The organism is Pokkaliibacter plantistimulans, from assembly GCF_003194385.1.
GTDB classification, from domain to species: Bacteria; Pseudomonadota; Gammaproteobacteria; order Pseudomonadales; family Balneatricaceae; genus Pokkaliibacter; species Pokkaliibacter plantistimulans.
This window is the reverse complement of the sequence record NZ_LAPT01000082.1, coordinates 13,005-39,449: the sequence shown is the minus strand read 5'-3', so window position 1 is coordinate 39,449 and position 26,445 is coordinate 13,005. Positions and strand designations below refer to the sequence as shown.

Below are 26,445 nucleotides of genomic sequence, written 5' to 3'. Positions count from 1 at the left end.
ATGTCTAAACGCTACTTTGGTACTGATGGTATAAGGGGGAAGGTCGGTGTTGCACCGATTACGCCTGACTTTGTAATGAAGCTTGGATGGGCGGCAGGGCGGGTATTTTCCAAAGAAGGCCGAAGTCGCATTGTCATTGGCAAAGATACCCGGCTATCGGGATATATGTTCGAGTCTGCGCTGGAGGCGGGCTTGTCAGCTGCGGGCGTGGATGTGCTGTTAATTGGCCCTATGCCTACACCTGCTATTGCTTACCTAGCGCGTACGTTTAAGTGTGTGGCAGGTATCGTCATAAGTGCATCGCACAATCCCTTTGAGGACAACGGAATTAAGTTCTTTTCAGCAGATGGTGAAAAATTGCCTGATGCTGTCGAGGCTGCAATCGAAGATATGTTGGATGAACCCATGGAAATGGTGAGTTCTGCAGCCTTGGGGAAAGCCAAGCGAATTGATGATGCTGCTGGACGTTACATTGAGTTCTGTAAAAGTACATTGGGTAATCACATCAGTTTGAATGGCATGAAGATTGTCCTGGATTGTGCTCATGGGGCGACTTATCACGTTGCTCCGAGTGTATTTCAGGAGTTGGGGGCTCAAATTGTCACGACAGGCTGTGCTCCTAATGGAACAAACATCAATGCGGGCGTGGGGTCTACTGATCCAGCTCAGTTAAGCGAGCGAGTTCTGTTGGAAAATGCTGACCTTGGCATTGCGTTCGACGGTGATGGCGACCGAGTAGTAATGGTTGATCATCAAGGGCGCATTATCGATGGTGATGAGCTTTTGTATCTGATCGCTCGTGACTTGCAGCAGCGTGGCTCGTTACATGGCGGGGTTGTAGGTACTTTGATGTCCAACCTTGGTCTGCAGAGAGCACTTGAACGGCTCGATATTCCTTTTGTTAGGGCGCAGGTTGGGGATCGTTATGTGATGGAACAGCTGACGGCGCGTGAGTGGTGGTTGGGAGGAGAGGCTTCTGGTCACATCGTCTGCCGCTATCTCCATAGCACAGGGGACGGGATTATAGCTGCTCTTCAGGTGTTGGCGGCCTTACTTAGGAGTAGTCAGTCACTTGCTGAGGCCTGTGCCGAGGTTGATAGAGTGCCTCAGGAAACGATCAACATTCGTGTGGCTGTTCGAAAGGATCCTCAGGATCTTCCGGAAGTGGCAGAGCTATTGGCGGAAGCTGAAAAGCGACTGGCTGGAGTTGGCAGGGTATTGTTGCGTGCGTCAGGTACTGAGCCAAAGATTCGTGTCACGTTGGAGCATTCTGATCCTCAGATGGTGGCAGACATTGGAGGCTGGTTGGCAACTGAGGTGGAAAAACTCTACAACAATATTGCTAAAGGCTTGTAAGTCACTGATAACTTGAGTAGTATTGGCGCCGCTTCAGCCGTGAGGAGGTTGCCAATGCGACGCAAGGTAGTGGCAGGCAATTGGAAGATGAACGGTAGCTCTGAGTTTGCTAGAGCATACTGTCTAGAAATTTCTAGTCATCTTCCTGTTGATGACATCGATGTTGTTTTATTTCCTCCATTTCCGTATCTGGGAATTGTCGCCTTAAGCGATGTGGCCATGGGCGGTCAGGACTGCTCAGTAAATGCATCAGGTGCTTTTACTGGTGATGTTTCTACGGAAATGTTGCGAGACGTCGGTGCGCGATATGTGTTGTTAGGGCATTCCGAACGTCGGGTGATGCATGGGGAGAGCGATGAGCTTGTTGCTCAGAAGTGTCTCTCGGCATTGAAAGCTGATCTTATTCCGGTGCTTTGCGTAGGTGAGTCTATGCAAGAGCGTGAGGCAGGTGCTGCATTTGATGTTGTTTCTGGGCAAGTGAATGCGGTTTTATCTGTCTTGAGTAAAGCTCAGCTGAAAAGGCTTGTGATTGCTTATGAGCCTGTCTGGGCAATTGGTACTGGTCTAACTGCAACGCCAGATCAAGCCCAGGAAATGCACCAGTTTATTCGTGCCAGCATTGCGAATGTTGATGCGGAGGGGGCTGAAGTTGTTTCGATTTTATACGGTGGAAGTGTGAAATCAGACAATGCTTGTGAGTTGTTTGCGAAGAATGATATAGATGGCGCTCTCGTTGGTGGTGCGTCACTCAAGGTTGAAGAATTCATAGCGATCTGTCGTGCGCGGCAGCAGGTGTAAGTGCTGATGGAAACGCTCGTAATTTTTGTTCATGTTGCTCTGGCTATTTCTCTGATTGCTCTGGTTCTTTTGCAGCAGGGTAAGGGGGCTGATGCTGGGGCGGCATTTGGATCAGGTGCTTCTCAGACTGTTTTTGGTAGCCAAGGTTCAGGTTCTTTCTTGGTTCGATTGTCTGCAGGTATTGCGGCCTTTTTCTTCGTGACAAGTTTTGCTCTTGCTTATTTTGCAAAAGAGAAAGTGTCTACGGTTGGTCAGATGGGTGTGCCTTCGGCTGATGTTGTGCAGCAGATTGAGCAGTCCAAGGCTGTAGATAAAGTTAGTAAGGATAGCGATTTGCCTGATGTGGGTAATTCGAATAAGTCCTCTAACTAATAAATTGCCGAAGTGGTGGAATTGGTAGACACGCTATCTTGAGGGGGTAGTGACCTACGGTCGTGCGGGTTCGAGTCCCGCCTTCGGCACCAATTTTAAAATACGTGTTTGCTCTTGAGTAGAGTTTTTTTAGCATGTAATATACGTTCTCGTTTTTGACGCGGGGTGGAGCAGTCTGGTAGCTCGTCGGGCTCATAACCCGAAGGTCGTTGGTTCGAATCCGGCCCCCGCAACCAAGCATTTTCTCCTTAAACCCCTCTCTGAAGGGGTTTTTTGTTAGCTAAGGAGATAATCCCGTCAAGGGAGGAGGAAATGGGTCATGGACCCATTTTTTATTTGTGCGCTAGAGAGGTTGCCCCGGTGACAAGCAAAGAAGCTGCACTGCATAAGATGCTAACACCTATTGTGACTGGCCTGGGTTTTACCCTCTGGGGGATAGAGTTTCTGGCTCAAGGTCGTCGTAGTGTGTTGCGCATTTATATCGATCATGAGTCTGGCATTGGTGTTGATGACTGTGCAAAAGTCAGCCATCAAGCGAGTGCTTTGTTGGATGTGGAAGACCCCATTTCCGGTGAATATGTTCTGGAGGTTTCCTCTCCAGGCATGGATCGTCCGCTGTATACCCCTGAGCAATTTCAGGCCTATGTCGGTGCGATCGTGAAATTACGCTTGCGTATGCCTTTTGACGGGCGCCGTAAGTTTGTTGGGCGCCTCAATGCAATCGAGAATGATGAAGTTGTATTGCAGGTAGATGATGCCGAGTATCTTTTGCCTTTCGAGTTGATCGACAAGGCTAATGTTGTACCGGAATTTTGAGGATTGTCAGCGACGAGCTGTAAGGCGAGGCATAGGCATGAACAAAGAAATTCTGAACGTGGTGGAAGCTCTATCCAACGAGAAGGATGTTTCCAAGGAAGTGATCTTCGAAGCCATTGAGATCGCCTTGGCAACTGCTACCAAAAAGCGTTTTGAAGAAGAAGTGGATATTCGTGTCGCGATCAATCGGAAGACCGGTGATTACGACACGTTTCGTCGTTGGTTGGTAGTATCCAATGACGCTGTTCCTGCGTTGGGTACGGAACTGACCATGGAAGAAGCAATGGAGATTGATACTGCGCTTCAACCAGACGACACCTACGAAGAGCAGATCGAGTCCATTGCTTTTGGCCGAATTGCTGCACAAACAGCTCGTCAGGTCATTATCCAGAAGGTACGAGAAGCTGAGCGCGCCAAGGTTGTCAATGCATATCGAGATCGCCTAGGTGAGTTGATCACCGCTACGGTCAAGAAAGTTACCCGGGACAATATTATTGTTGATCTGGGAAACAATGCTGAGGCGGTACTGCCCCGTGATCAGTTGATTCCTCGCGAAGCGTACCGTACTGGTGAGCGCGTGCGGGCCCTGCTGAAGGAAGTGCGAGCTGAAGGCCGTGGTCCTCAGTTGATTTTGAGTCGGACTTGCCCGGAAATGCTGATCGAGCTGTTCCGCATTGAAGTGCCGGAAATTGCCGAAGAGGTGATTGAGATCCGGGGCGCTGCACGAGATCCCGGTTCACGCGCGAAGATTGCAGTTAAAACCAATGATGGTCGCATTGATCCTGTCGGCGCCTGTGTTGGTATGCGTGGAGCGCGTGTTCAGGCGGTATCAAACGAGCTTAAAGGCGAACGTATCGATATCGTACTGTGGGATGATAATTCTGCTCAATATGTGATCAATGCTATGGCTCCAGCTGATGTTGCATCGATCATTGTGGATGAAGACTCGCACATGATGGATGTGGCCGTAGCCGCAGACCATCTTGCCCAGGCAATTGGGCGTAGTGGACAAAATGTTCGTCTGGCCAGTGAGCTTACTGGTTGGGAATTGAACGTAATGAGTGAAGAAGATGCGGCGACCAAGCAGCAGGAGGAAACCGGTGAATTGGTTACCCTGTTCATGGATCGCCTGGATATCGATGAGGATTTTGCTTCCTTGCTGGTAGAACAAGGCTTTACCTCTCTGGAGGAGATTGCCTATGTGCCTAAGGAAGAGCTCATGGACATCGAAGATCTTGATGAAGACCTGGTTGAAGAGCTGCGTAGTCGAGCCAAGGATGTGCTGCTGAATCTCGCCATAGCCTCCGAAGAGAAGCTGGACAGTACTCCGGCTGACGATTTGTTGAATATGGAAGGTATGGATAAACATCTTGCTTTTGTTCTGGCGAGCAAAGGTGTTGTCACCATGGAGGACTTGGCCGAGCAGTCCATCGACGATCTGATGGAAGTTGACGGCATGTCCGAAGAACGGGCGGCCGAATTGATTATGACCGCGCGTGCTCCTTGGTTTGCTCAAGAGTAAGAACGCAGCGGATAGAGGAGACCCATGATGGCAGAAGTTACAGTTCAGCAACTGGCCGAAGTGGTTGGAGTTCCTGTTGAGCGTTTGTTGAACCAAATGCAGGAAGCGGGGCTTGAACACACCCGGTCCAATGACGTCGTTTCCGAGAAGGAACGCATGACGTTGCTGACCTTTCTGAAGCGCAGCCACGGCGGTGATGAGGACGAAGGTGAAGCTTCGCCCAAGAAAATCACACTGAAGCGTAAGACTACGAGTCAGCTTAAAGTCAGCAATTCATCTGGCAAGAAGAAGACAGTTAATATCGAGGTACGCCGTAAGCGTACCTATGTGAAGCGTGACGAGCAGGAAGCTCAGGCCAAGGCTGAAGAGCAGGCACGTCAGGAAGAAGAGGCTGCTGCCGCGCGCAAGCAGGCCGATGAAGTGGCTCGCAAAGCTACTGAAACGGCTGTGCCCAAGGCTGCTGCAGAACAGGCACGCAGAAATGATGCACCCAAGCGCAGCAATGATGGAGTGAAAGCTCCTCAGGTGGCTTCCATCGCTGATGTTCAGGCTGCCGAAGTGAGTGAGTCTGAGAAAAAGCGTAAGGCGAGCAAAGACAAGCCTGGCAAGGTTGTTAAGACTAAAGAGCGCAGTGACGAAGAAGAGCGTGGCCGAGCTAAAGGCAAAGTGGCTGTTCGTCGCCCAGCTGGCGCTTCTGACGACGACTTCGATGGTGCTCGCCGTAAAGCAGGACCACGCAAACCCAAGAAAGGCAAGCTTGGTCAGAATGCTCATGGCTTCGAGAAGCCGACTGCACCGATTGTGCGTGACGTTCTGATTCCTGAAGCTATTACAGTTGCAGAGCTGGCTGAGCGTATGGCAGTCAAGGCTGCAGAAGTTATCAAGATCATGTTCAAGATGGGAGCTATGGCTACCATCAACCAAGTACTTGATCAGGATACTGCTGCCATTGTTGTTGAGGAAATGGGCCACAAGGTCAAACTGCTCAATGAGAATGCTCTGGAAGATGATCTGGCAAGTGCTGCCAGTGCTGACGTTGAAGAGGGGACTGAAGAGCCACGTGCGCCGGTCGTTACCGTTATGGGGCACGTTGACCACGGTAAAACCTCGCTGCTTGACTATATTCGCCGTACGCGGGTTGCTGCAGGTGAGTCAGGTGGTATTACGCAGCATATCGGTGCCTACCATGTAGAAACCGAAAAAGGCATGGTCACTTTCCTGGATACCCCCGGTCACGCGGCGTTTACTGCAATGCGTGCTCGCGGTGCGAAAGTAACTGACATCGTAATTCTGGTTGTGGCTGCTGATGACGGTGTCATGCCGCAAACAGAAGAGGCTATCCAGCACGCCAAAGCTGCAGAAGTGCCTATTGTTGTTGCCATCAACAAGATCGACAAGGAAGCGGCAGATCCGGACCGTGTTACCAGTGAACTGGCTTCGCGTGGCGTCATTCCCACAAGCTGGGGTGGTGATACCGAGTTTGTTCATGTCTCAGCCAAGTCGGGTCAGGGTATTGATGACCTGCTGGATACGGTGTTGCTGGTTGCTGAGATTATGGAGCTGAAAGCGGTTCCTGCGATTTCCGGCCGCGGCACAGTTGTTGAGTCACGTCTGGACAAAGGTCGCGGTACTGTCGCAACCCTGCTGGTTCAAAACGGTACCCTGCGTAAAGGTGATATCGTTCTGGCTGGTATGTATTACGGTCGTGTCAGGGCTATGCTTGACGAAAACGGTCAGCAGATTGATGAAGCGGGTCCTTCGATTCCTGTGGAAATTCTGGGTCTGGATGGTGCACCTGACGCTGGGGATGAGTTCTCGGTAGTTGCTTCTGAGAAGAAAGCACGTGAAGTTGCATTGTTCCGTCAAGGCAAGTTCCGTGATGTGAAGCTGGCCCGTCAGCAGGCTGCTAAGCTTGATAATCTGTTTGAGAACATGGGCTCCGACAAGGTTGCTAACCTCAATATCGTTCTGAAGACCGATGTTCGTGGTTCTCTTGAGGCGCTGAGTGGGGCTCTGACTGACCTGTCTAACGATGAAGTTAAGGTCACCATTGTATCCAGCGGTGTAGGTGGTATCTCTGAATCTGATGCTAACCTGGCACTGGCGTCCAGCGCCGTGGTGTTTGGCTTCAATGTCCGTGCGGATGCGGGGGCCAAAACCATCGTTGAGCGTGAAGGCATTGACATGCGTTACTACAGCGTTATCTACGACATCATTGATGATGTGAAGAAAGCGTTGTCCGGTATGCTGGCTCCTGAGTTCCATGAGCAGATCCTTGGTACTGCCGAGGTTCGTGATGTGTTCCGCTCACCGAAGTTTGGTCTGGTGGCTGGTTGTATGGTCATCGATGGTGTGGTTCAGCGTGGTAAGAAGCTGCGTGTACTGCGCGACAACGTGGTTATCTTTGAAGGTGGTGAGCTTGATTCACTGCGTCGCTTCAAGGACAACGTCAACGAGGTTCGCCAGGGCATGGAGTGTGGTATCGGCGTGAAGAACTACAACGATGTCCGCGTTGGTGACCAGATCGAAGTCTTCGATGTGATTACCGTAGAGCGTAGTCTCTAAAGAGAGAACTGGATGCCGAAAGAGTTCAGTCGGACCCAGCGCGTTGCCGACCAGATCCAAAAGGATCTGGCTGGCATCGTACAGCTGGAAATGAAGGATCCCCGTCTGGGGATCATCACCATCAGCGATGTCCGGGTCTCCAAAGACCTGAACTATGCTGATGTGTATTTCACATTATTGAGCATGGAAGAAGGCGAAGAGGTTTATCGTCAGGGTGAGAAAATTCTCAACCAGGCTGCTGGATTTCTTCGCACCGAACTGGCACGCGGTTTAAAAACCATGCGTGTCATCCCTGCTCTGCGTTTTCACTATGATCACACCCTCAATCGGGGGAATCAGATCAGTGCCTTGATAACTCGTGCTGTGCGCGAAGACAAGGCGCGTCAGGATCCGACGCCTGACAGTCAGGCGGATAACGATACCGAATAAGTGTTCGCTGATGAGTCAGAAAAAGTCTTCCAATTACTGGCGGGAGGTCAGTGGTATTCTGGTGCTGGATAAGCCCCAGGGGCTGACCTCCAATTCCGCCTTGCAAAAAGTACGTCATTTGCTTCGAGCCGCGAAAGCGGGTCACACCGGTGCACTTGACCCTCTGGCAACGGGGGTGCTGCCTCTGTGTTTTGGTGAGGCTACCAAGTTTTCCCAGTTATTGCTCGATGCTGATAAGGGGTATGTGACTGTGGCTCGGCTTGGTACTACCACCGACACAGCTGATGCTGAAGGACAGGTATTGCTTCAGCGTCCCCTCCCTGCGTTGACGGCTGAGCTGATTGAGTCGGTTTTGTGCCGTTTTCGTGGTGAGATTGAACAACTGCCACCCCTTTATTCTGCTCTTAAAGTAGATGGCCAGCCTCTCTATAAGTTGGCTCGGGAGGGGAGAAGTATCGACATGGAGACAAAACGTCGCCAGGTTACTATCTCTTCTCTGCGCTTGCTTAACTGGTCAGAGTCTACGCTGGAGCTTGAAGTAAAGTGCAGTAAAGGGACCTATATTCGCTCGCTGGTAGCGGATATCGGCGAGGCGCTCGGCTGTGGTGCACATGTCGAGGTATTACGGCGTACCCTGGCAGGGCCGTTTACTCTGGCAAACGCGATGACTCTGGAGCAGTTGCAACAGACTGCTCAGCCAGAAGAAATCGACAATCCTTTGCTGCATCATTTAATGCTGGCAGAGACTGCCGTAATGCATCTGAATACTGTAGAATTAGACCCTTTGCAGACCGAGAGGCTACGTCAGGGGCAGCGTATTGCGCTGACTGATGTGCAGGCTGATCCGCTCTTGCGTATCTACGCGAATACGGGTGAGTTTTTAGGTCTAGGTGAAGTTGTAGCTTCGGGGATGCTGCATCCGCGGCGCTTGCTAAAAACCTCCTAAGGGAGGGCGCGCCATCTGTAAATATGCACGGTTGGCGTCTGTTGGTTGCATATTGATTATTGGAGTTATTGAAATGGCTTTGACCGCTGAACATAAGGCTCAGATTCTGAAAGATTTTGCTCAGGCTGAGAATGATACCGGCTCACCTGAAGTTCAGGTTGCTCTGCTATCTGCTAATATTGACAGCCTGCAATCTCACTTTAAGGCTAACGCCAAGGATCACCACTCTCGTCGTGGTCTGATCCGCATGGTTAACCAGCGCCGTAAGCTGCTGGACTACCTGAAGAACAAAGATGCTGAGCGTTACACTCAGCTGATCGGTCGCTTGGGCCTGCGTCGCTAAGCGATATGGAACGCCGCAGTTTACTGCGGCGTTCGTCATTTAGCGGGGGCGGTTTGCTCCTGTGCTACATCCAAGACACAGTTGAATGGACGCTGACTTTCTGAGCCTGTACTGCTCTGGGTTTACACCCTTGAGTCCAGCGCAGTACTGGCTTTACGGCTATAGCAGCATCCTCATCGGTGTCCGAATAAGGAAGATAAGAAGCTATGTCGATGTTTAACGTCGTTACCAAGACTTTTCAGTATGGTGGCCAGGAAGTAGTTCTGGAAACCGGTCGTGTTGCCCGCCAGTCTTCTGGTGCGGTAATGGTCACTATGGGCGACTCACAGGTACTTTGTACCGTAGTCGGTGCCCGCGAAGCCAAGCCCGGTCAGGATTTCTTCCCTCTGACTGTACACTATCAGGAGAAAACCTACGCTGCAGGTAAGATTCCTGGCGGTTTCTTCAAGCGTGAAGCGAAAGCCTCCGAAAAGGAAACATTGACCTCTCGCCTGATTGATCGTCCGATTCGTCCGCTGTTCCCCAAAGGCTTCAACAATGAAGTGCAGGTAATCTGTACTGTTGTTTCTGCAAGCAAGGAGCAGGATCCAGATATTGCTGCAATGCTGGGCGCATCTGCTGCCCTGACTATCTCCGGGATTCCCTTCCATGGTCCCATCGGTGCTGCTCGTGTAGGTTTTAGCGAAGACAGCGGCTATGTACTCAACCCCAGCTACCCACAGCTGGCAACCTCACTGTTAGACATGGTGGTTGCGGGTACCAACGAAGCGGTACTGATGGTTGAATCTGAAGCCAAAGAGCTGACCGAAGACGAAATGTTGGGAGCAGTTCTGTTTGGCCATATGGAAATGCAGGTGGCTATCAAGGCCATCAACGAGTTTGCCGCAGAAGTAGGCAAGTCTGCCTGGGATTGGCAACCAGAGCCAGTGAACTCTGAGCTGAAGTCACGTTTGCAGTCACTGGTCGGTGATGAGCTGGCTGCTGCCTACATTGTGAGTGACAAAACTGCCCGCCGTGAAGCTATTGATGCTCTGCGTAGCAAAGCATTGACTGAACTGACCGTGGGTGAGAATGCTGCAGATGCCAGTGAAGTCGCCGGATTGTTCAATGGCCTGGAAAAAGACATTGTTCGTGGTCGCATCATCCGTGGCGAAGCCCGTATCGATGGTCGTGACAACAAGACTGTACGTCCTATAAATGTGGACGTTGGTGTTCTTAAGCGCACCCACGGTTCTGCTCTTTTCACCCGTGGCGAAACACAGTCTCTGGCAACCTGTACCTTGGGTACCATGCGTGATGCACAGGTTATCGATGCTTTGGAAGGTGAGCGTAAAGACCGCTTTATGCTGCATTACAACTTCCCACCCTATTCTGTAGGTGAGTGTGGTCGCATGGGTCCACCCGGACGCCGTGAAATTGGCCACGGTCGTCTTGCCCGTCGTGGTGTGGAAGCGATGCTGCCCAGCGATGATGAATTCCCCTATTCCATTCGCATCGTTTCGGAAATTACTGAATCTAACGGCTCCAGCTCAATGGCGTCAGTCTGCGCTGCCAGCCTGGCACTGATGGATGCCGGCGTACCAGTCAAGAAGCCGGTCGCTGGTATCGCTATGGGTCTGGTAAAGGAAGAAAGCGGCTTTGCTGTTCTGACCGATATTCTGGGTGATGAAGATCACCTAGGTGACATGGACTTCAAGGTGGCGGGTTCTGAAAGTGGTATTACTGCTCTGCAGATGGACATCAAAATTCAGGGTATCACCGAAGAGATCATGGAAATTGCCCTGGAGCAGGCTCGTGATGCACGTCTGCACATTCTGCGTGAAATGGCCAAGGTTATCGGTTATGCACGTCCTGAGGTGTCGCCAAATGCGCCTAGCATGCTGACCATGAAAATCGATTCCGATAAGATCCGTGATGTTATCGGTAAAGGTGGTGCTACTATTCGCTCTATCTGTGAAGAAACTGGCGCCTCTATCGATATCGAAGATGATGGCTCTGTACGTGTTTACGCAGAGAACAAGGTCGCTGCCGATGCGGCCAAGCAGCGTATTGAAGCTATTGTTTGTGAGGCTGAGGTAGGTAAGGTATACAAAGGCAAAGTTGTGCGTCTGGCGGACTTCGGTGCATTTGTGAATATCCTTCCAGGCAAAGACGGTCTGGTTCACATTTCCCAGATCAGCCAGGAGCGCGTTAACAATGTCTCCGACTTTGTTAACGAAGGCGACGAAGTGCTTGTGCGCGTTCTGGATGTCGATCAGCGCGGTCGTATCAAACTGACCATGAAAGATGTGACTGCTGAGTAATCGGCTGGCATCCTGAATCACATTCTGAAACACTAAAAAGGGACCTTGAGGTCCCTTTTCTGTTTTAAGCTGGCGCTGTTTTGCAGGGTAACAGTAGGATGGGGTTTGACTGTTATTGGCATGGATAATGGACGGGAAGAGCCGAAGATGAAACGAATCGTGTTGTTTGCAACGTTATTAGGTGTGGTGGCAGGGACAGTCTGGGCGGCAGATGATCTGAGTGGCATGTCACCCGAGCAGGTGGTTAGTTACCGGCAGGATGCCTTTCATGAGTTTAAAGAAAATAGCGGCATGCTCCGGTCAATGCTGAAGGACAAGAGCAAGTGGGATCAAGCTGCTGCTCAAGGCTATGTTTCGGCTCTGGAGCAGGCGAGTGACAGAGCTTTTGCCGCATTCCTGCCGGGAACCGCCGTAGGTGAAAGTGAGGCTTTACCAAGAATCTGGGAAGAGCCCGAGTTATTTAAGCAGGCGCAAGGTAATTTCAAAGAGGCCCTGGCAAATGTGAAAATGGCAGTCGATAAGAATGACCCGGATTTGGCAGCCAAGGATGTCGCTGGTCTGGGTAGAGCATGTAAAAGCTGTCATGACGGCTTCCGCCAGCCCTAGCATGTATTCGTCAGCTTGGGCCGTATATTGCTTTTATAGTATCTAATGAAGAAAAAGCCACGCTAAGTGGCTTTTTCTGTTCATGACACTGGTTGAGAAAATTACAGCTTAACGCTCGATGGCAAGAGCAACTCCCATGCCGCCACCGATACACAAGGTCGCCAAGCCTTTGTGGGCATCGCGCTTGATCATCTCGTGCAGCAGGCTAACCAGAATGCGGCAACCTGACGCCCCAATGGGATGGCCAAGCGCAATAGCACCGCCGTTGACGTTGACCTTGCTGGTGTCCCAGCCCAAGTCTTTGTTAACCGACATTGCCTGGGCAGCGAACGCTTCGTTGGCTTCTATTAGATCCAGCTCGTTGATATCCCAGCCTGCCTTCTCCAGGCACTTGCGAGTCGCGTCAATTGGCCCGGTACCCATGATTTCAGGTGCTACACCAGCGCTTGAGTACGCTTTGATGGTAGCCAGAATGGGCAGTCCCAGTGCTTTGGCTTTCTCTGCACTTGCCAGGATAACCGCAGCCGCACCGTCATTCAGGGATGAGGCGTTACCTGCTGTCACGCTGCCGTCAGGTTTGAAGGCAGGGCGAAGTTTCGCCAGTGATTCAGCTGTAGTACCTGGACGGGGCTGTTCGTCTTTATCGATGACGATAGGGTCGCCTTTACGCTGTGGGATACTGACAGGAATGATCTCGTCCGCAAAGCGATTTGCCGCCATGGCTTCACCTGCTTTGCGCTGCGATTCAGCAGCAAAGGCATCTTGCTCTTCCCGGCTGAAACCATACTTGCTGACGATATTTTCCGCCGTAATGCCCATGTGATAGTTGTTGAATGCATCCCAAAGGCCGTCGGTGATCATGGAGTCAATCATTTTCCAGTCACCCATACGCTGTCCATCACGCGACTTCGGCAGCACATGGGGGGCCTGACTCATGCTTTCCTGGCCGCCTGCGATGACGATGTCTGCATCACCACAGCGAATGGCCTGTGCGGCCAGGTGGATGGCTTTAAGTCCTGAGCCGCAAACCTTGTTGATGGTCATACCGGGGATGGTATCAGGTAGACCCGCTTTGATGACGCTTTGACGGGCAGGATTCTGACCGCAACCGGCAGTGAGTACCTGACCCAGAATGACTTCATTGACCTGTGCAGGATCAAGATCCACTTGCTGCAGCAAGGTTTTGATTACTGTTGCACCCAGCTCCGCTGCAGTCATAGCTGCAAGGCCACCACCAAAACTTCCAACTGCTGTTCTGCCTGCTGCGACGATCACTACATCACGCATAAGGATCTCCCTTGATGAGTTGTACTTGGTTGCTTAGGCCATCATAGGTGATGGCCGGGTTAATATTCCAGCCGATACTATGCTGCTGGTTAGATTAAATGGCTATGACAAGGCGCAAGATAATAAAAAGGCCGGATAACCGGCCTCAGCGTTGAATACGAATATTGTCGATCAGTCGTGCCTTGCCCAGGTAGCTGGCTGCCAGAATAACTAACTGCTTGTCATCGGACTCTGCCAGTTCCAGTGTCGCCTGGTTACAGATGTTGAAGTAATCAGGTTCTAGCCCCAGTTCATTCAACTGTTGCTTGGCTTCCGCTTCGAGCTGTCTGAAGTCTACCTCTCCTGCGGTAATGCGCTGCTCAATACCCTGCAGAGTCTGGTACAGCAGGGGCGCGGTCTGCAACTCGCCGGAGGTCAGGTAGCCATTACGTGAACTTAACGCAAGACCGCTTTCTGCACGCGCAATTTCTGCTCCAAGAATGGTAACGGGCAAGCAGAGGTCGTTGACCATCTGGCGAATCACCGCCAGTTGCTGGAAATCTTTCAGGCCAAAGATGGCAACATCAGGCTGAACAATGCCAAAGAGTTTGGCGACGACTGTGGCTACGCCACGAAAGTGTCCTGGTCTGCTGGCACCGCAATGCAATGATGACAGCCTTGGAACATCAACTATGGTCTGACTGGTCAGACCTTGCGGATACATTTCCTCGACACTGGGGGCAAATAAATAATCACAACCGCTTTCTTCGAGTTTGGCGCTGTCTTCCGCAAAGGTACGTGGGTAGCGTTCCAGATCCTCATTGGCGCCGAACTGCAGCGGGTTGACAAAGATGCTCGCCACGACCACATCTGCTTCTTCACGGGCTTTGTGAATCAGCGAAATATGGCCATCGTGCAGGTTACCCATAGTTGGCACGAAGGCAATCTTGTGAGTACGCATGCGTTCGACATGGAGTTGCTGGCGTAGCTCAGCAATGGTGGGCAGTACTAGCATTATTCAAATCCATGTTCGTCAGAAGGAAAGCGACCTTCCTTAACGGCTGCGACATAGGCGCGGAAAGCGCCAGGAATATCTTCTGCTTCTGTCATGAAGTTCTTAACAAAGCGGGGTACGTAACCGGTATTTAAGCCCAGCAGATCATGCATGACCAGTACCTGTGAGTCGGTTGCTGCACCCGCACCGATACCGATGACAGGCACCTGTGCTTGCTGTGTGATGGCGGCGGCGAGGCTACTTGGGACGCACTCCAGAAGTAGCATACTTGCACCGGCTTCCTCCAGAATCGCTGCATCGTCAAGCAGCTCCCTGGCGCTTTCAGGTGTACGACCCTGAACACGAAAGCCGCCCAGCTTGTTGACCGCTTGCGGCGTCAGGCCAAGGTGGGCGCACACAGGTACGCCTCTGTCACTGAGCATGCGAACTGTTTCAGCCAGCCATGCGCCACCTTCCAGTTTTAGAATGTGGGCGCCTGCCTGCATCAGTAAACCGGCGTTCTGCATTGCCTGTGCCGGAGTGGCATAGCTCATGAAGGGCATATCAGCCATCACCATAGCACGTTGTGTGCCGCGAGCCACGGCTCGTGTGTGATACACCATTTCTTCAACGGTAACAGGCAGAGTGCTGTTATTGCCTTGCAGCACCATGCCAAGGGAATCACCCACCAGGATGATCTCGACACCAGCCTCGTCTTGCACTTTGGCAAAGCAGGCATCGTAGGCAGTAAGACAGGTAATTTTTTCGCCAGACGCTTTCATCTGCGTCAGGGTGTGCAGGGTTACCTTTTTCATTTCAGTAATGTTCCTGAACAAGGCATGGAAGCCAGACTAGTTGAGCATGCAACTGGAGCGACATGTCATGACAACGAAGATCAAGCGCATGTCCTCTTATTCTTTGTTGTAGTGCAGCAAAATTATACGGGAATACGATTCAGTGTGCCCATCGGGCATTGGGCTAATAAATCGAACAGAGCGCCTAGACCGGGAAGGGTGAGTCCAGGGCTGATTTCGGCCAGCGGATAGAGTACGAAACTACGCTGGCTCAGGTAAGGGTGGGGAACTTGGAGGCGATCAGTGCTGATTTGCTGTTGTCCGTAAAGTAGCAGGTCGAGGTCTAGTGTTCTCGGCCCCCAGTGTTGAATGCGCCGACGCTGATGCAGTTGTTCTATGACCTGTAAGGCATCCAGCAGATCATGAGGTTCAAGCTGCGTACGGAGTAAGGCAACGGCGTTGATGTAGTCAGGTTGGCCAAGAGGGCCAACCGGATCGGAACGATATAACCCTGAATGAGCCAGTACGCAAGTAGTTGGAATGCCTGCTAGCTCTTCCAGTGCAGTACTCACTTGAGTGTGAGGTGACTCCAGATTGCTACCAAGACCAATCCAGGCTAATTCCGTACCATGCCAGGCATCATTCATTAGAGGGGGTCCGCTTACGTGGCCGGCGTCGACGCTTGCTGCGTGGCGGCTCACTGTAGTTTTCCTTGAGATCCTGAATCATCGAGCGGCGACTGTCGTCAGTCTGCTCCTGATAACGCTCCCACCAGATGCCCAGGCCGTTGAGGTCTTCACCGCTCTCTTCTCGCAAGCGCAGGAAGTCATAGGAGGCGCGAAAACGAGGATGTTCCATGAGTTGGTCCGGGCGTTTTCCCTGACGACGTGGAAGCCGGAACTGCAGTTCCCAAATCTCACGCATGATGCTGCTGATGCGGCGGGGAATAGCGATATGCTTTACCTGACGATCCATGATGCGCTGCGCAGCTTCATGCATGGCAGGAATTAATGGCATGCGCTCTTCATCCTGCAAATAGCTGAGCTCTTCTAGTAAAGGGGCCCACAGCAGTACTGCATAGAGGAAGGCGGGGGTAACGGGACGACCTTCGGCAATACGCTTATCGGTATTGGCGAGGGCCAGTTCAATCATCATCCGGTTCTGCACAGTCTGTTCATCGTCGCCTTGCAGGCTCTGCCAAGTGTCAGGCAGCATGGGGGCGATCAGCCCGTACTGCCACATCAGTTTCCATGTGGGCAGGCCGTGACCTGAACTGAGCAGCTTGAGCACTTCGTCAAACAGACGGGCGTTTGAAACAGCAGCCAGAAGAGGCGCTAACTGATGAATCGGGGCAGCGGTAACGGGCTCAATATCAAACCCGAGCTTGCCGGCAAAGCGGACCGCTCGCAACATACGAACAGGGTCTTCCCGGTAACGGGCTTCGGGCTCACCGATAATTCGTACTACGCGGTTGTTGAGGTCGCTAATGCCGCCATGATAGTCGTAGATACAGAAGTCTTTTGTGGTGTAGTAGAGCGCATTGATTGTGAAGTCCCGTCGTTCAACATCCTCTTCCAGCGTACCGTAGACATTATCCCGAAGCAGCATACCGTTGGCTGCCTGACGGCTATGATCCGAGCCCTGCTCTTCCTGTTCAGCGTGGTGTGCGCGAAACGTCGCCACTTCAATGATTTCGCGACCGAACTGTACGTGCACGATCTTGAAACGACGGCCGATCATACGTGAGTTGCGAAACAGCCGGTGAACCTCTTCTGGGCTGGCATTAGTGGCGACGTCAAAATCTTTGGGATGCAGGTTCAACAATAGGTCGCGCACACCGCCACCAACGATATAGGCGTCAAAGCCAGCTTCCTGCAGGCGGTATAACACCTTCAGTGCGCTCGGGGTAATGTCTTTGCGGGAAATGGAATGGTGATCGCGTTGAATGATGCGCGAGTCCTGAGGGGCAACGGGAACTGTGTCGTGGTGAGCCGGACCTGTATTCATTACTCTGTCTGAGTTGCGAGGACGGCTTAGAAGGCGGGCGACCAGTATCGCTATGCCTGTGATGGCTGCAAAGCCAATCAGATAATACAAATCAACCTGATGTTCCATACCGCTCTTGGATTAGCAAAGGGAGTGTAATCGTGCCGTAAGCGTCTCATCTGCTGGACGACTACGAGAGTAGCGGATGATACCACCGACGGGGAAAAGGTAAAAACGGGAACTGTTACTCGAAGGAAAACTTATGCAGTGAACAGAATCTACCGCTGTTGTTTTTATTCACGCGGACTCATGACATTGTTCTTGTGGTTGAGAGTAACAAGAAGAACAAACAGATCGCTTTAAATATCCAGTACAGCCAGTGGCTTTTGTGGAGTGGGTTGCAAGTACGTCTACCGGTTTTATTTTTATTTTTGGTTCGTTCTTATGCCTAACCCATTCCAGCCGTCAACGGTTGTTAAAAAAGCTGGATGTCTAAAGCGATCAGTTTTTTCCTGCCCCTATTTATTTTTATTTTTACCGAGGCGTTCTACACGTTCCTGATCAATTTTTATTTTTATTGGCGATCTGGAGGTGCCAGAATTTTTCTTTGCTATGTATAGAGCAGAGTCTGTGCCAACTTTTTAAGTTGCTGATTTTATTGAATTTTATGTTTTTTAAAGAAGTGAAAAGAAGGAATGTGTTACCTATGGGATCATATCAAGGTAACGCGGTAACAAAGTTTGCCAGGTGCTACCTGCTTGCCATGTTACCGCCTGAAACGATCAGCGCTTGCGTGGAATGCCAAGCTTTTGGCGCTTTTCCCATAAACACTTGCGACTGACCCCGAGCTTTTGTGCCAGCTCTGTTTCGCTCATCTTGTCCTGGTGTTCCAGCACGAAACGCAGGAAATAGTCATCCAGCGACAGATTTTCTTTGACTGCACGTGAGCTGAGTGGGCGCATCTGAGCTGGACTTGTGGAAGCAAGGCGCGCTTCGATCTGCTCCAGTTCATCGTCTTCTATCTCGATGCCCAGCAGTTCGGTGGTAATCAGGTGATCATCTACCAGAATTACCGCCCGCTCTATGGCGTTTTCCAATTCTCTGACATTCCCGGGCCAGGGATAGTGGAGCATGGTGTCTAATGTGTCTGGCGCAAACAGCAGGCCTGATTTACCCATCCGATCGCTGGTCAAACGCAGGAATACTTCAGCAATTTCGGTAATGTCCTGACCGCGCTCACGCAATGGAGGCATACGGATTTCCATTACATACAGGCGGTAATAGAGGTCTTCCCGAAATTTTCCTTCCTTGACCATTTCCCGCAAATTGCGATGCGTTGCAGTAATCAGGCGGACGTCGACTTTCTTTGAGGTGATGGAGCCGACACGGCGTATTTCATTTTCCTGTAGTACCCGCAGCAGTCTGGCCTGCGCCTCCAGAGGCAGTTCTCCCACTTCATCCAGAAACAAGGTGCCACTGTCTGCGGCTTCAATCAGCCCGCTGCGGGCGGCCACGGCGCCGGTGAATGCCCCTTTCTCATGGCCGAACAGTTCTGACTCGATCAGGCTTTCCGGAATGGCTGCACAGTTAACCGATATCATGGTTTTGTCCGCACGACGGCTGAGCTCATGAATGGCACGTGCTGCAAGCTCTTTACCTGTGCCTGACTCCCCCTGAATAAGAACGGTTGCGTCGGTCCCGGCTACTTTTTCGATACGCTTGAAGAGTGTCTGCATCGGTTCGCAGGAGCCAATGATGCGCGTCTTTATTTCGGCACTGCTGCGTTGTGGCGTCGTGCTGTTATTCGCAGCTGCACGTCCCGGGCGGGACGTACGTTCTTCACGTTGACGGATAATACGCTGAACACTGTTCAGCATTTCCTCATGGTCGAAGGGTTTGGCGATGTAATCGACTGCCCCTTCGCGCATGGCATCTACGGCAGAGCGCAGGCTGGCATAGCTCGTCATTATCAGTACCGGCGTTGTGCCCGCTTCCTTTATAAGGTCGGTGCCGGGGCGCCCGGGCAGGCGCAGGTCGCTGATAATAAGTTGATAATCGTCGAGATTTTTACTTAGGGCTTCGTCGACACTGCCAGTGTCGTCTACGGTGTAACTGTTGCGCTCAAGGAGTTTCTTCAGCGCCTGACGGATGATGATTTCATCTTCTACTATCAGGATACGGCGCATAATTAGCCTTCGCTCGAGGCTTCCACCGACAGGTAGCGGGGAAGCGTTAAGGTGATACAGGTGCCGGTTGATTGTTCTTGGGCATCGGCTCCATCTGAGTCCTTGGGGGCTGCAGCCGTTCTGCTTTGGACTTCGATCTTACCATAATGTTCCTCGATGATACTGTAGACGAGGGACAAGCCCAACCCTGTGCCCTTGCCCGGCTCTTTAGTGGTGAAAAAGGGTTCAAACAAGTGCTCCAGTGCATCGGCCGGGATGCCACGACCGTGATCCTCAACCTGAACAATCACTGAAAACTCATCGGTGTAACCCCGAACTTCGATAGGGGCCCCGTCTGCAGAAGCATCTCTGGCGTTGTTGAACAGGTTGACGAATACCTGGATCAGGCGTTGCGCATCACCCGCAACCAGCAACTGCGTATGACAGTGATTGATGAAATGCAACTGGCGACCGCGATGGTCAAGGCGCACAAGGTGGATGGCTTCGCTGATGCAGTCGTTGATGTTCAACGGCTCATAGTGGCGAGGGTCGGAGTGCTGGCCGGTATGGGAGAAGGTCAGCAGTGACTGAACAATACGGCTGATGCGCTCGGTCTGCTGCACCTGTTGGCCAGCAATTTCGAGAATCTCCGGGACATCCGTTTCGTACTTGAGATTTTGTGCCAGACAGGCAATCGCGGTCACCGGATTGCCGATCTCATGGGCCACGCCTGCTGCCAGTCGGCCGACGGATATGAGTCGTTCACTGTGAGCGAGGCGATCATCAATCAGTTTGGTCTCGGTCTCATCTTCGAGCAGGATGACGCTGTGCTCTCCTACTGGCGCTTCATCGGTTTCGGCCTGAATATCCAGACGCTGCAAACTGAACCAGCGAGTGTGAGCTTCCCAGTTGACTTCCTGGGTGCTCTGGCGCGCCTGGCCACTGCAGATAAATCCACTGAGCAGATCCTGCCAGGGATGAGGTAGGTCATTCAGGGTACTGCCAAGTACCTGTTCTGCACTGAGGCCGGTATAGGTCACCATGGCGTTGTTCCATAGCGCGATTTCCTGATCCTCTCCCAGTGCGCAGACGCCAATGGGCAAGTGCAGCAGAATGTTGCGGTGAAAGCGGCGTAAGCTGTCCAACTCTCCCGCAAGGCCTGTGAGACGTGACTTGTACTGGCTCAACTGACTCTCAATGATGTGAATATCAGTGGCTTTGTACAGCGTGTCGTCACCCTGTGACGGAATGGAGGAGTCGAGTATCTCTTCCGCCTCGGTCGGGCCCAGCAGGCCGGACAGATTGGTCTCCAGTCGGTCACGCAACCGTCGGAGGCTCGAAGGGCGATGATCATCCGGCTCCAGAGCCAGATCATCCATGGCCTGCAATACTTCCTTCTCGGCCGTGCGGTAGCCCAGATGGGGAGTCAGGCAAAGAATAAAGTCCTGACAGTTGGTGACCATCACCTGTTTACCCACTGGGCTGGGCAGGGCATTAAGAGCGCAAATCTGTGCCACCTGCTGTTCTTTGGCTGTGGCCTTGGAGTAGATGGAAATGACACTGAAAATCAGCGTGTTGAGGGTCAGAGAGTACAGCGCCGACTGATGCCAGTTATCGGTGTACAGGCTGAGGCTGGGGGCGTCGGTGTGTCCTGTTACCAGAGGTAACAGCATGCTCACTAGCCAGTATCCCATGCCTGTAAGCAGGCCCCAGATAAATCCCAGGCGGTGTCCGCGAGGCCAGAATAGCGTGGCAAGCAGGCCAGGCATGAACTGCAGAAAGGCAACGAAAGCGATGAGACCCTGCAGGTACAGCGGATAGGCCTGACCAACAGTGCTGTAGTAAAAATGAGCCAGCCATACCACGGTTACGATCAGACTCCGTTTTGACCATAGCAACCAGCGGTAGAAATCCGTCCTGGGGTTGGGCTGAAAGGTGGGTAGCAGCAGGTGGTTGAGGATCATCGCAGCGAGGGCCAGTACACTGACGATCATGATGCCACTGGACGCGGCCAGGCCGCCGACGAACGACAGGATGGTCAGCAGAAGTTGCTGCTGTTGCTGCCCCAGATAAAGAATCATGTACTCCGGGTTGCCATTGATGGCCAGTCGTATACCTGCCCAGACAATCAGTGGAATCACCAGACACATCAGAATCAGGAAACAGGGCATCACCCAAGCTGCCTGTCGGAATGCCCGATTGTTCAGATTTTCGGTAAAGGAAATATGGAACATATGAGGCATCACGATGACACTGGCGAAGAATGCCAGTAGTAGGGTGCGCCAAGCATCATCGTTAATGGGTTGGGGCTGGGTCAATGTGGCCAGTTGCAGCCATTCCAGCAGGTCGTTCGGGCCATCAAAAATACCCCAAAGCACATAACAGGCCATGATCACCATCGCAGCCAGCTTGAGCAGGGACTTGATCGCAAGGGTGAACACCAGACCTTCGTGCTTATCTCGAATCGAGGGGTGGCGCGCACCAAAGAGCATGGTGAACAGCGTCAGCGTAACGCAAAACACCTGGGCGACGACGGGGCCCTGCAGGCGTTGATTCAGGATGTTGACTGACTCTGCCACAGCCTGGATTTGCACGGACAGGAGAGGAATGGATGCCATCAGCATGAACAGGGTCGTCAATACGCCAGCCACCCGACTTCGGAAGCGAAAGGCCAGCAGATCTGCCAGTGAACTGAATTGATAGCTACGACACAGGCGCAGGATGGGGACAAAAATCACGGGCGCCAGAACAAAGGCCAGCGAGGCGCCGAGATAGGCTGCCAGAAAGCCAATGCCATAGGTATTGGCCAGCCCGACGGCACCATAGAATGTCCAGGCACTGGCATAGACGCCGAGCGACAGCACATAGACAAACGGATGATGCAGCCAGCGGCTGGGGATGCGCCCATTGTCTGTAGCCCAAGCCAGACCAAACAGGGCAAGTATGTAGGTGATACAGGTCAGCACCACAGCTGTGAGTGACATCAGCGCTTTCCCCAGTACGGATGGTGGAAGGTTAGTTCGGCAGGCAGGTGTGCAATCCGCCAGTGTCGCACGGCCCATGCCAGCTGCTCAGGTACGGGAGCCTTACGAAGTTCGTCAGGAAGTGGGTGATGCAAGCAGTCCAATGCGGCACAGATCAGCTGGCTGCTGTCTTTGGCATCCAGTGGCTGGGCAAACGTCTGTTTGCTGAGCTTCTGCCCGTCGTTGTTGACGATAACCGGGATGTGAGCATGGCTGGGGTGAGGAAGGGCCAAAGCCTGCTGCAGAGACACCTGCCAGGGGGTCGAGTCGAGCAGGTCACTACCCCGGACGATATGGGTAATGCCCTGCTCAGCATCATCCAGTACTACCGCCAGCTGATAAGCGAAGGGGCCGTCCTTGCGTTTGATGACGACATCTCCCAGGCTAGCGAAATCATACTCAACGGGCCCCTGTACACGGTCGATGAAACGGCAACGTGTCTGCTCCACCTTGAGTCGGATGGCGCAGGCGTTACCGGCAGCAGGAGGGTGCGTCAGGCAGTAGCGGTCATACACCTGCCCCTGGGGGCCTCGACTCACATGCCGTTGATCCAGTTGTTTGCGTGAGCAACTGCAAGGGTAAGCCTGTTGCTGGGTCAATAAGATATCAATCGCTGCCTGATAGCGTTCATGTTGCTGGTGCTGATAACGGACAGGGCCATCCCAATGTAGCTGCAGGCGTTCCAAGGTGCGCAGAATATGCGCTGCTGCGCCGGGCATTTCTCTTGGTGGGTCCAGATCTTCGATGCGTACCAGCCATAACCCTTGATGAGCACGAGCATCAAGATAGCTGGCCAGTGCTGCCAGCAACGAACCGAAATGCAACAGGCCGGTAGGGGAGGGGGCAAAGCGTCCGATATAGCCAGACATAGGTGGTTAGCTAACAGATGGCGAAAAGCAGGAATAAACAGCGAGCATGTTATACATACCCTCTTTTAAGGTTGTCTGCAGGTGGGAAGAGAGTATCAGGTGCGGTGGGGTAGAAAGAAGAAAGGCGACCATAGTGATCGCCTTTTTCCTGCAGAGGCTCAGCCCCCCATCTGTTTCTCTTTCATCTCTGCCAGCGTTTTGCAGTCAATGCAAAGCGTGGCAGTCGGACGGGCTTCCAGTCGGCGGATGCCGATTTCGATGCCGCAAGATTCGCAGTAACCATAATCATCCTTCTCGATACGCTCCAGCGTTTCGTTGATTTTTTTGGTCAACTTGCGTTCACGATCACGTGCACGTAGCTCAAGACTGAACTCTTCTTCCTGGCTGGCACGATCATTGGGGTCGGCGAAGTTGTTAGCTTCTTCCTGCAGATGGTGAACGGTACGGTCGACCTCCTCCATCAGCTCTTTCTTCCAGCCCATAAGGATTTTGGTGAAGTGGGCCTTTTGGGCCTCGTTCATATATTCCTCGTCAGCCTTGGCCTGATAGGGCTGAAAGTTGTTCAAAAAAGAGGAATTAGTATTCGGCATAGGACAGCCTCACTGATCACTTAGCTGTTACAGGCCGCTCAATATTTGCATGAATAAAGAGCGCCTATCGCAAAGGCGAAACAAGCTACCAGATATTATCCTGTTACTCCATAGCTAATTTGGCAATTTAGCGCTTAGTTGTAGGGAAGTGAACCTCCTTATTGGAGCCTCTGCTGAATGCCACGGTGTTGCTCTGTGTAACTTTGGTTGGCTGGCATGTGACGGGTGAATATCTCACAATGCCCACCGCGGCTGATCCAGATAACAGAGTGTATAACCAACGCATGTTTGATGAAATTGTTCAGGAGATGCTGCGCAGAGTGGTAGCTTCCGGTTGTCTGGCAAGCAGGTTGCAGATTCGGCGAGTGAGCTTAGCAGGGCTGTAAGTAGCACCGCTGCCAGGCTGAACAATGGCAGGTATCAAAGCAGTAATGACGGAGAGTAGCGTGGAGAAGCAGACGACCCCTTGGGCACAGCGAGTCGCAGATATTCAGTCTTTCAAGGTGATGGACCTGTTGCGTCGTGCCAAAGAGTTGGAGGCGTCGGGGCGGGATGTGATCCATATGGAGATCGGCGAGCCCGATTTCTCTACCGCTGAGCCCATAGTGCGAGCTGGTCAGCAGGCGTTGGCGGACGGATTGACGCAGTACACCCCGGCATTGGGGATTCAGCCATTGCGTCAGGCTATTGCTTCTTTTTATAGGCAGCGATACGACCTTGACCTTGATCCCGCCCGTGTCGTGGTCACGCCGGGTGGATCTGGGGCTTTGCTGCTACTGTCTGCGTTACTGGTTGATCCTGGCAAGACGCTGATGATGGCGGATCCTGCCTATCCCTGTAACCGCCAGTTCCTGCGTCTGGTCGAGGCGCGGGCCAAACTGGTGCCCACCGAGCCGGATAATGGTTTTTGTCTTACTCCGAATGCGGTGCGATCTGCCTGGGATAAGTCTTGCGCCGGATTGTTGTTGGCCTCGCCGGCTAATCCAACAGGTGTCGTCATTGCTGAAGCGGATTTACGCGCGCTCTGTGATACCGTGCGCGAATTGGGTGGGCATCTTCTGGTGGATGAAATCTACCACGGCCTGAGCTACGGAATGGAGGCTCCCTCTGTGCTGCAGGTGGATGACGATGCCTTTGTGCTCAACAGCTTCTCCAAATACTTTGGCATGACTGGCTGGCGGCTGGGCTGGGTGGTGGCACCGCAAGCGGCAGTGCCGGAGTTGGAGAAGCTGGCGCAGAATCTGTATATATCTGCACCGAGCGTAGCCCAGTACGCCGCACTGGCCTGTTTTGAGGCTGACACGCTGGCGATTCTGGAGCAACGCCGCGCCTCTTTTGCAGAACGGCGCGATTATTTACTGCCTGCGTTGCGGGAGTTGGGCATGCATATCCCCTTTGCGCCTCAGGGGGCCTTCTATATTTACGCAGATGCCTCTGCACTGACTGATGATACATTCCGCTTCTGCTTTGACTTGCTGGAAGCAGAGGGCGTAGCGATTACCCCCGGGCTGGATTTCGGCAGTCATCATGCAGAGCGCTACATTCGCTTTGCCTACACCACGTCCATGACTAATTTACAGCGAGCAGTAGAGCGCATTCGCCGCTTTATCGGGGGCTGTCAGGCATGAAATGGCCGAAGCCGTTGCAGCAGGGGCGACTGATTAAACGCTACAAACGTTTTCTGGCCGATATTGTTACTGATGATGGTCGGCTGCTGACCCTACACTGTGCGAATACCGGTTCCATGCGTAACTGCGGCGAGGAGGGGAGTAAGGTCTGGTTCTGGGACTCGGAAGACCCGAGACGCAAACTTCCCTGTACCTGGGAGCTGGTCGAAACGGCCCCGGGTGAGGTTGCCTGTATCAACACGCAGCGTGCCAATCGTCTGGTGGAAGAGGCGGTCATTGCGGGTGACATCCCGACATTATCCGGCTACCGGCAGGTACGGCGAGAGGTGAAATACGGTCATGAAAACAGCCGGATTGATTTGTTGTTACAGGACGGAGCGCAGGCAGACTGTTTTATCGAGGTCAAGAGTGTGACTTTGAAGGAAGGCGGTCTGGGTTATTTCCCCGATGCGGTCAGTGTGAGGGCCAGCAAGCACCTGCGTGAGCTGGCAGCTATGGTGGAGGAAGGCAAGCGTGCAGTGATCTTCTTTTGCGTCTGTCATAGTGGCATCGACAGCGTCACTCCGGCCTGGCACATCGACCCTGACTATGCCCGTTTACTGCTGGAGGTGGCTGAGCAGGGAGTCGAGGTGCTGGCCTGGCAGGTAGCCTTCAGTGAAGAAGGTATGCAGTTGCATAAGGAACTGCCGGTCTTGCTGATGGCGCCCATCAGTCGTCCAGCTCGTTAACCCATACTTGCTGCTGCGCGTCGATACTGACCTGCAGTGGCTCTAATCCCTGCCCGACACAGGGGCCGGCAATGCATTCGCCACTGCTGATGCTGAATAAGGCGCCGTGTGTTGCACACTGAATAAATTCAGCACTGTAGTCGAGGAAGTCATCCGGTTGCCATTCCAGCGGGATGCCTCGATGCGGGCAGCGGTTCACGTAGGCGTAGACTTGCTGGTTCTTGCGTACGGCAACAATGGCTATTCCATTGCGCTGAAAACCACGGCTTTTTCCCTCGACAAGCTGCTCCAGCGGGCAGAGTAAGAACATGACGTATCTCCAGGTGACCGGTATGATGGGCGCGGT

Annotated in this window: 23 protein-coding genes and 2 tRNA genes; 15 read left to right on the top strand and 10 right to left on the bottom strand. The window is 52.6% G+C overall.

The window, feature by feature from the left end:
* The 13 genes from glmM (at window position 1) to WH50_RS16620 (ending at window position 12,056) form a co-directional block, all read left to right on the top strand.
* A complete protein-coding gene (glmM, locus tag WH50_RS16680; RefSeq protein WP_110188328.1) occupies window positions 1-1,356 on the top strand; it encodes a phosphoglucosamine mutase in 1,356 nt (451 codons plus the stop codon).
* A gap of 54 nt (window positions 1,357-1,410) precedes the next feature.
* Entirely contained in the window at window positions 1,411-2,154 is a 744-nt protein-coding gene (gene tpiA / locus WH50_RS16675) for a triose-phosphate isomerase (RefSeq protein ID WP_110188327.1), read from the top strand.
* 6 nt (window positions 2,155-2,160) lie between these two features.
* Window positions 2,161-2,526, top strand: a complete 366-nt coding sequence (gene secG, locus WH50_RS16670; RefSeq protein ID WP_110188438.1) for a preprotein translocase subunit SecG — start codon at window positions 2,161-2,163, stop codon at window positions 2,524-2,526.
* 6 nt (window positions 2,527-2,532) lie between these two features.
* Window positions 2,533-2,618 (top strand) — tRNA-Leu (locus WH50_RS16665).
* Window positions 2,619-2,685: 67 nt separating this feature from the next.
* Window positions 2,686-2,762: transfer RNA gene (locus WH50_RS16660), tRNA-Met, on the top strand.
* 76 nt (window positions 2,763-2,838) lie between these two features.
* A complete protein-coding gene (gene rimP / locus WH50_RS16655) occupies window positions 2,839-3,342 on the top strand; it encodes a ribosome maturation factor RimP (protein ID WP_104151787.1) in 504 nt (167 codons plus the stop codon).
* Between the two features lie 37 nt (window positions 3,343-3,379).
* On the top strand, window positions 3,380-4,864 hold the full coding sequence (nusA, locus tag WH50_RS16650; RefSeq protein WP_104151786.1) for a transcription termination factor NusA: 1,485 nt from the start codon (window positions 3,380-3,382) through the stop codon (window positions 4,862-4,864).
* 27 nt (window positions 4,865-4,891) lie between these two features.
* Window positions 4,892-7,429 carry a translation initiation factor IF-2 gene (infB, locus tag WH50_RS16645; protein ID WP_110188326.1) on the top strand — a complete coding sequence of 846 codons (2,538 nt, stop codon included), beginning with the start codon at window positions 4,892-4,894 and terminating at the stop codon, window positions 7,427-7,429.
* A gap of 12 nt (window positions 7,430-7,441) precedes the next feature.
* A complete protein-coding gene (rbfA, locus tag WH50_RS16640; protein WP_104151784.1) occupies window positions 7,442-7,858 on the top strand; it encodes a 30S ribosome-binding factor RbfA in 417 nt (138 codons plus the stop codon).
* Between the two features lie 10 nt (window positions 7,859-7,868).
* Window positions 7,869-8,804, top strand: a complete 936-nt coding sequence (gene truB, locus WH50_RS16635) for a tRNA pseudouridine(55) synthase TruB (protein WP_110188325.1) — start codon at window positions 7,869-7,871, stop codon at window positions 8,802-8,804.
* A gap of 73 nt (window positions 8,805-8,877) precedes the next feature.
* Window positions 8,878-9,147, top strand: coding sequence for a 30S ribosomal protein S15 (gene rpsO, locus WH50_RS16630; RefSeq protein ID WP_110188436.1), 270 nt, complete (start codon window positions 8,878-8,880; stop codon window positions 9,145-9,147).
* Window positions 9,148-9,359: 212 nt separating this feature from the next.
* Complete coding sequence (pnp, locus tag WH50_RS16625) at window positions 9,360-11,450, top strand: polyribonucleotide nucleotidyltransferase (RefSeq protein WP_110188434.1); 2,091 nt, start codon at window positions 9,360-9,362, stop codon at window positions 11,448-11,450.
* A gap of 147 nt (window positions 11,451-11,597) precedes the next feature.
* Complete coding sequence (locus tag WH50_RS16620; RefSeq protein ID WP_165838454.1) at window positions 11,598-12,056, top strand: c-type cytochrome; 459 nt, start codon at window positions 11,598-11,600, stop codon at window positions 12,054-12,056.
* 108 nt (window positions 12,057-12,164) lie between these two features.
* On the opposite strand, the gene WH50_RS16615 is transcribed toward WH50_RS16620, so the two are convergent.
* The 9 genes from WH50_RS16615 to dksA form a co-directional block, all read right to left on the bottom strand.
* Window positions 12,165-13,343, bottom strand: coding sequence for an acetyl-CoA C-acetyltransferase (locus tag WH50_RS16615; RefSeq protein WP_110188323.1), 1,179 nt, complete (start codon window positions 13,341-13,343; stop codon window positions 12,165-12,167).
* 145 nt (window positions 13,344-13,488) lie between these two features.
* Complete coding sequence (gene panC, locus WH50_RS16610; protein WP_110188322.1) at window positions 13,489-14,337, bottom strand: pantoate--beta-alanine ligase; 849 nt, start codon at window positions 14,335-14,337, stop codon at window positions 13,489-13,491.
* The gene (gene panB, locus WH50_RS16605) at window positions 14,337-15,131 is read right to left on the bottom strand and encodes a 3-methyl-2-oxobutanoate hydroxymethyltransferase (RefSeq protein ID WP_110188321.1); all 795 of its coding nucleotides are present in this window, start codon (window positions 15,129-15,131) and stop codon (window positions 14,337-14,339) included. The genes panC and panB overlap by 1 nt, the downstream gene beginning before the upstream one ends.
* Before the next feature lie 122 nt (window positions 15,132-15,253).
* The gene (folK, locus tag WH50_RS16600; RefSeq protein ID WP_110188320.1) at window positions 15,254-15,757 is read right to left on the bottom strand and encodes a 2-amino-4-hydroxy-6-hydroxymethyldihydropteridine diphosphokinase; all 504 of its coding nucleotides are present in this window, start codon (window positions 15,755-15,757) and stop codon (window positions 15,254-15,256) included.
* Entirely contained in the window at window positions 15,750-17,225 is a 1,476-nt protein-coding gene (pcnB, locus tag WH50_RS16595) for a polynucleotide adenylyltransferase PcnB (RefSeq protein WP_110188319.1), read from the bottom strand. The genes folK and pcnB overlap by 8 nt, the downstream gene beginning before the upstream one ends.
* A gap of 653 nt (window positions 17,226-17,878) precedes the next feature.
* The gene (locus WH50_RS16590; protein WP_110188318.1) at window positions 17,879-19,282 is read right to left on the bottom strand and encodes a sigma-54-dependent transcriptional regulator; all 1,404 of its coding nucleotides are present in this window, start codon (window positions 19,280-19,282) and stop codon (window positions 17,879-17,881) included.
* A 2-nt stretch (window positions 19,283-19,284) separates the two neighbouring features.
* Entirely contained in the window at window positions 19,285-22,245 is a 2,961-nt protein-coding gene (locus WH50_RS16585) for a sensor histidine kinase (RefSeq protein WP_110188317.1), read from the bottom strand.
* Window positions 22,245-23,153, bottom strand: coding sequence for a tRNA glutamyl-Q(34) synthetase GluQRS (gluQRS, locus tag WH50_RS16580; protein WP_110188316.1), 909 nt, complete (start codon window positions 23,151-23,153; stop codon window positions 22,245-22,247). The genes WH50_RS16585 and gluQRS overlap by 1 nt, the downstream gene beginning before the upstream one ends.
* A gap of 158 nt (window positions 23,154-23,311) precedes the next feature.
* Window positions 23,312-23,743, bottom strand: a complete 432-nt coding sequence (dksA, locus tag WH50_RS16575) for an RNA polymerase-binding protein DksA (RefSeq protein WP_110188315.1) — start codon at window positions 23,741-23,743, stop codon at window positions 23,312-23,314.
* 431 nt (window positions 23,744-24,174) lie between these two features.
* Here dksA and WH50_RS16570 point away from each other — a divergent pair, with 431 nt between their 5' ends.
* Together WH50_RS16570 and sfsA are read left to right on the top strand one after the other, a co-directional pair.
* The gene (locus tag WH50_RS16570) at window positions 24,175-25,371 is read left to right on the top strand and encodes a pyridoxal phosphate-dependent aminotransferase (protein ID WP_110188433.1); all 1,197 of its coding nucleotides are present in this window, start codon (window positions 24,175-24,177) and stop codon (window positions 25,369-25,371) included.
* On the top strand, window positions 25,368-26,099 hold the full coding sequence (gene sfsA / locus WH50_RS16565) for a DNA/RNA nuclease SfsA (protein WP_110188314.1): 732 nt from the start codon (window positions 25,368-25,370) through the stop codon (window positions 26,097-26,099). The genes WH50_RS16570 and sfsA overlap by 4 nt, the downstream gene beginning before the upstream one ends.
* Here sfsA and WH50_RS16560 read toward each other — a convergent pair.
* Window positions 26,080-26,409, bottom strand: a complete 330-nt coding sequence (locus WH50_RS16560) for a Rieske (2Fe-2S) protein (RefSeq protein WP_110188313.1) — start codon at window positions 26,407-26,409, stop codon at window positions 26,080-26,082. The two genes, sfsA and WH50_RS16560, sit on opposite strands and share 20 nt — an antisense overlap.
* Window positions 26,410-26,445 lie beyond the last annotated feature (36 nt).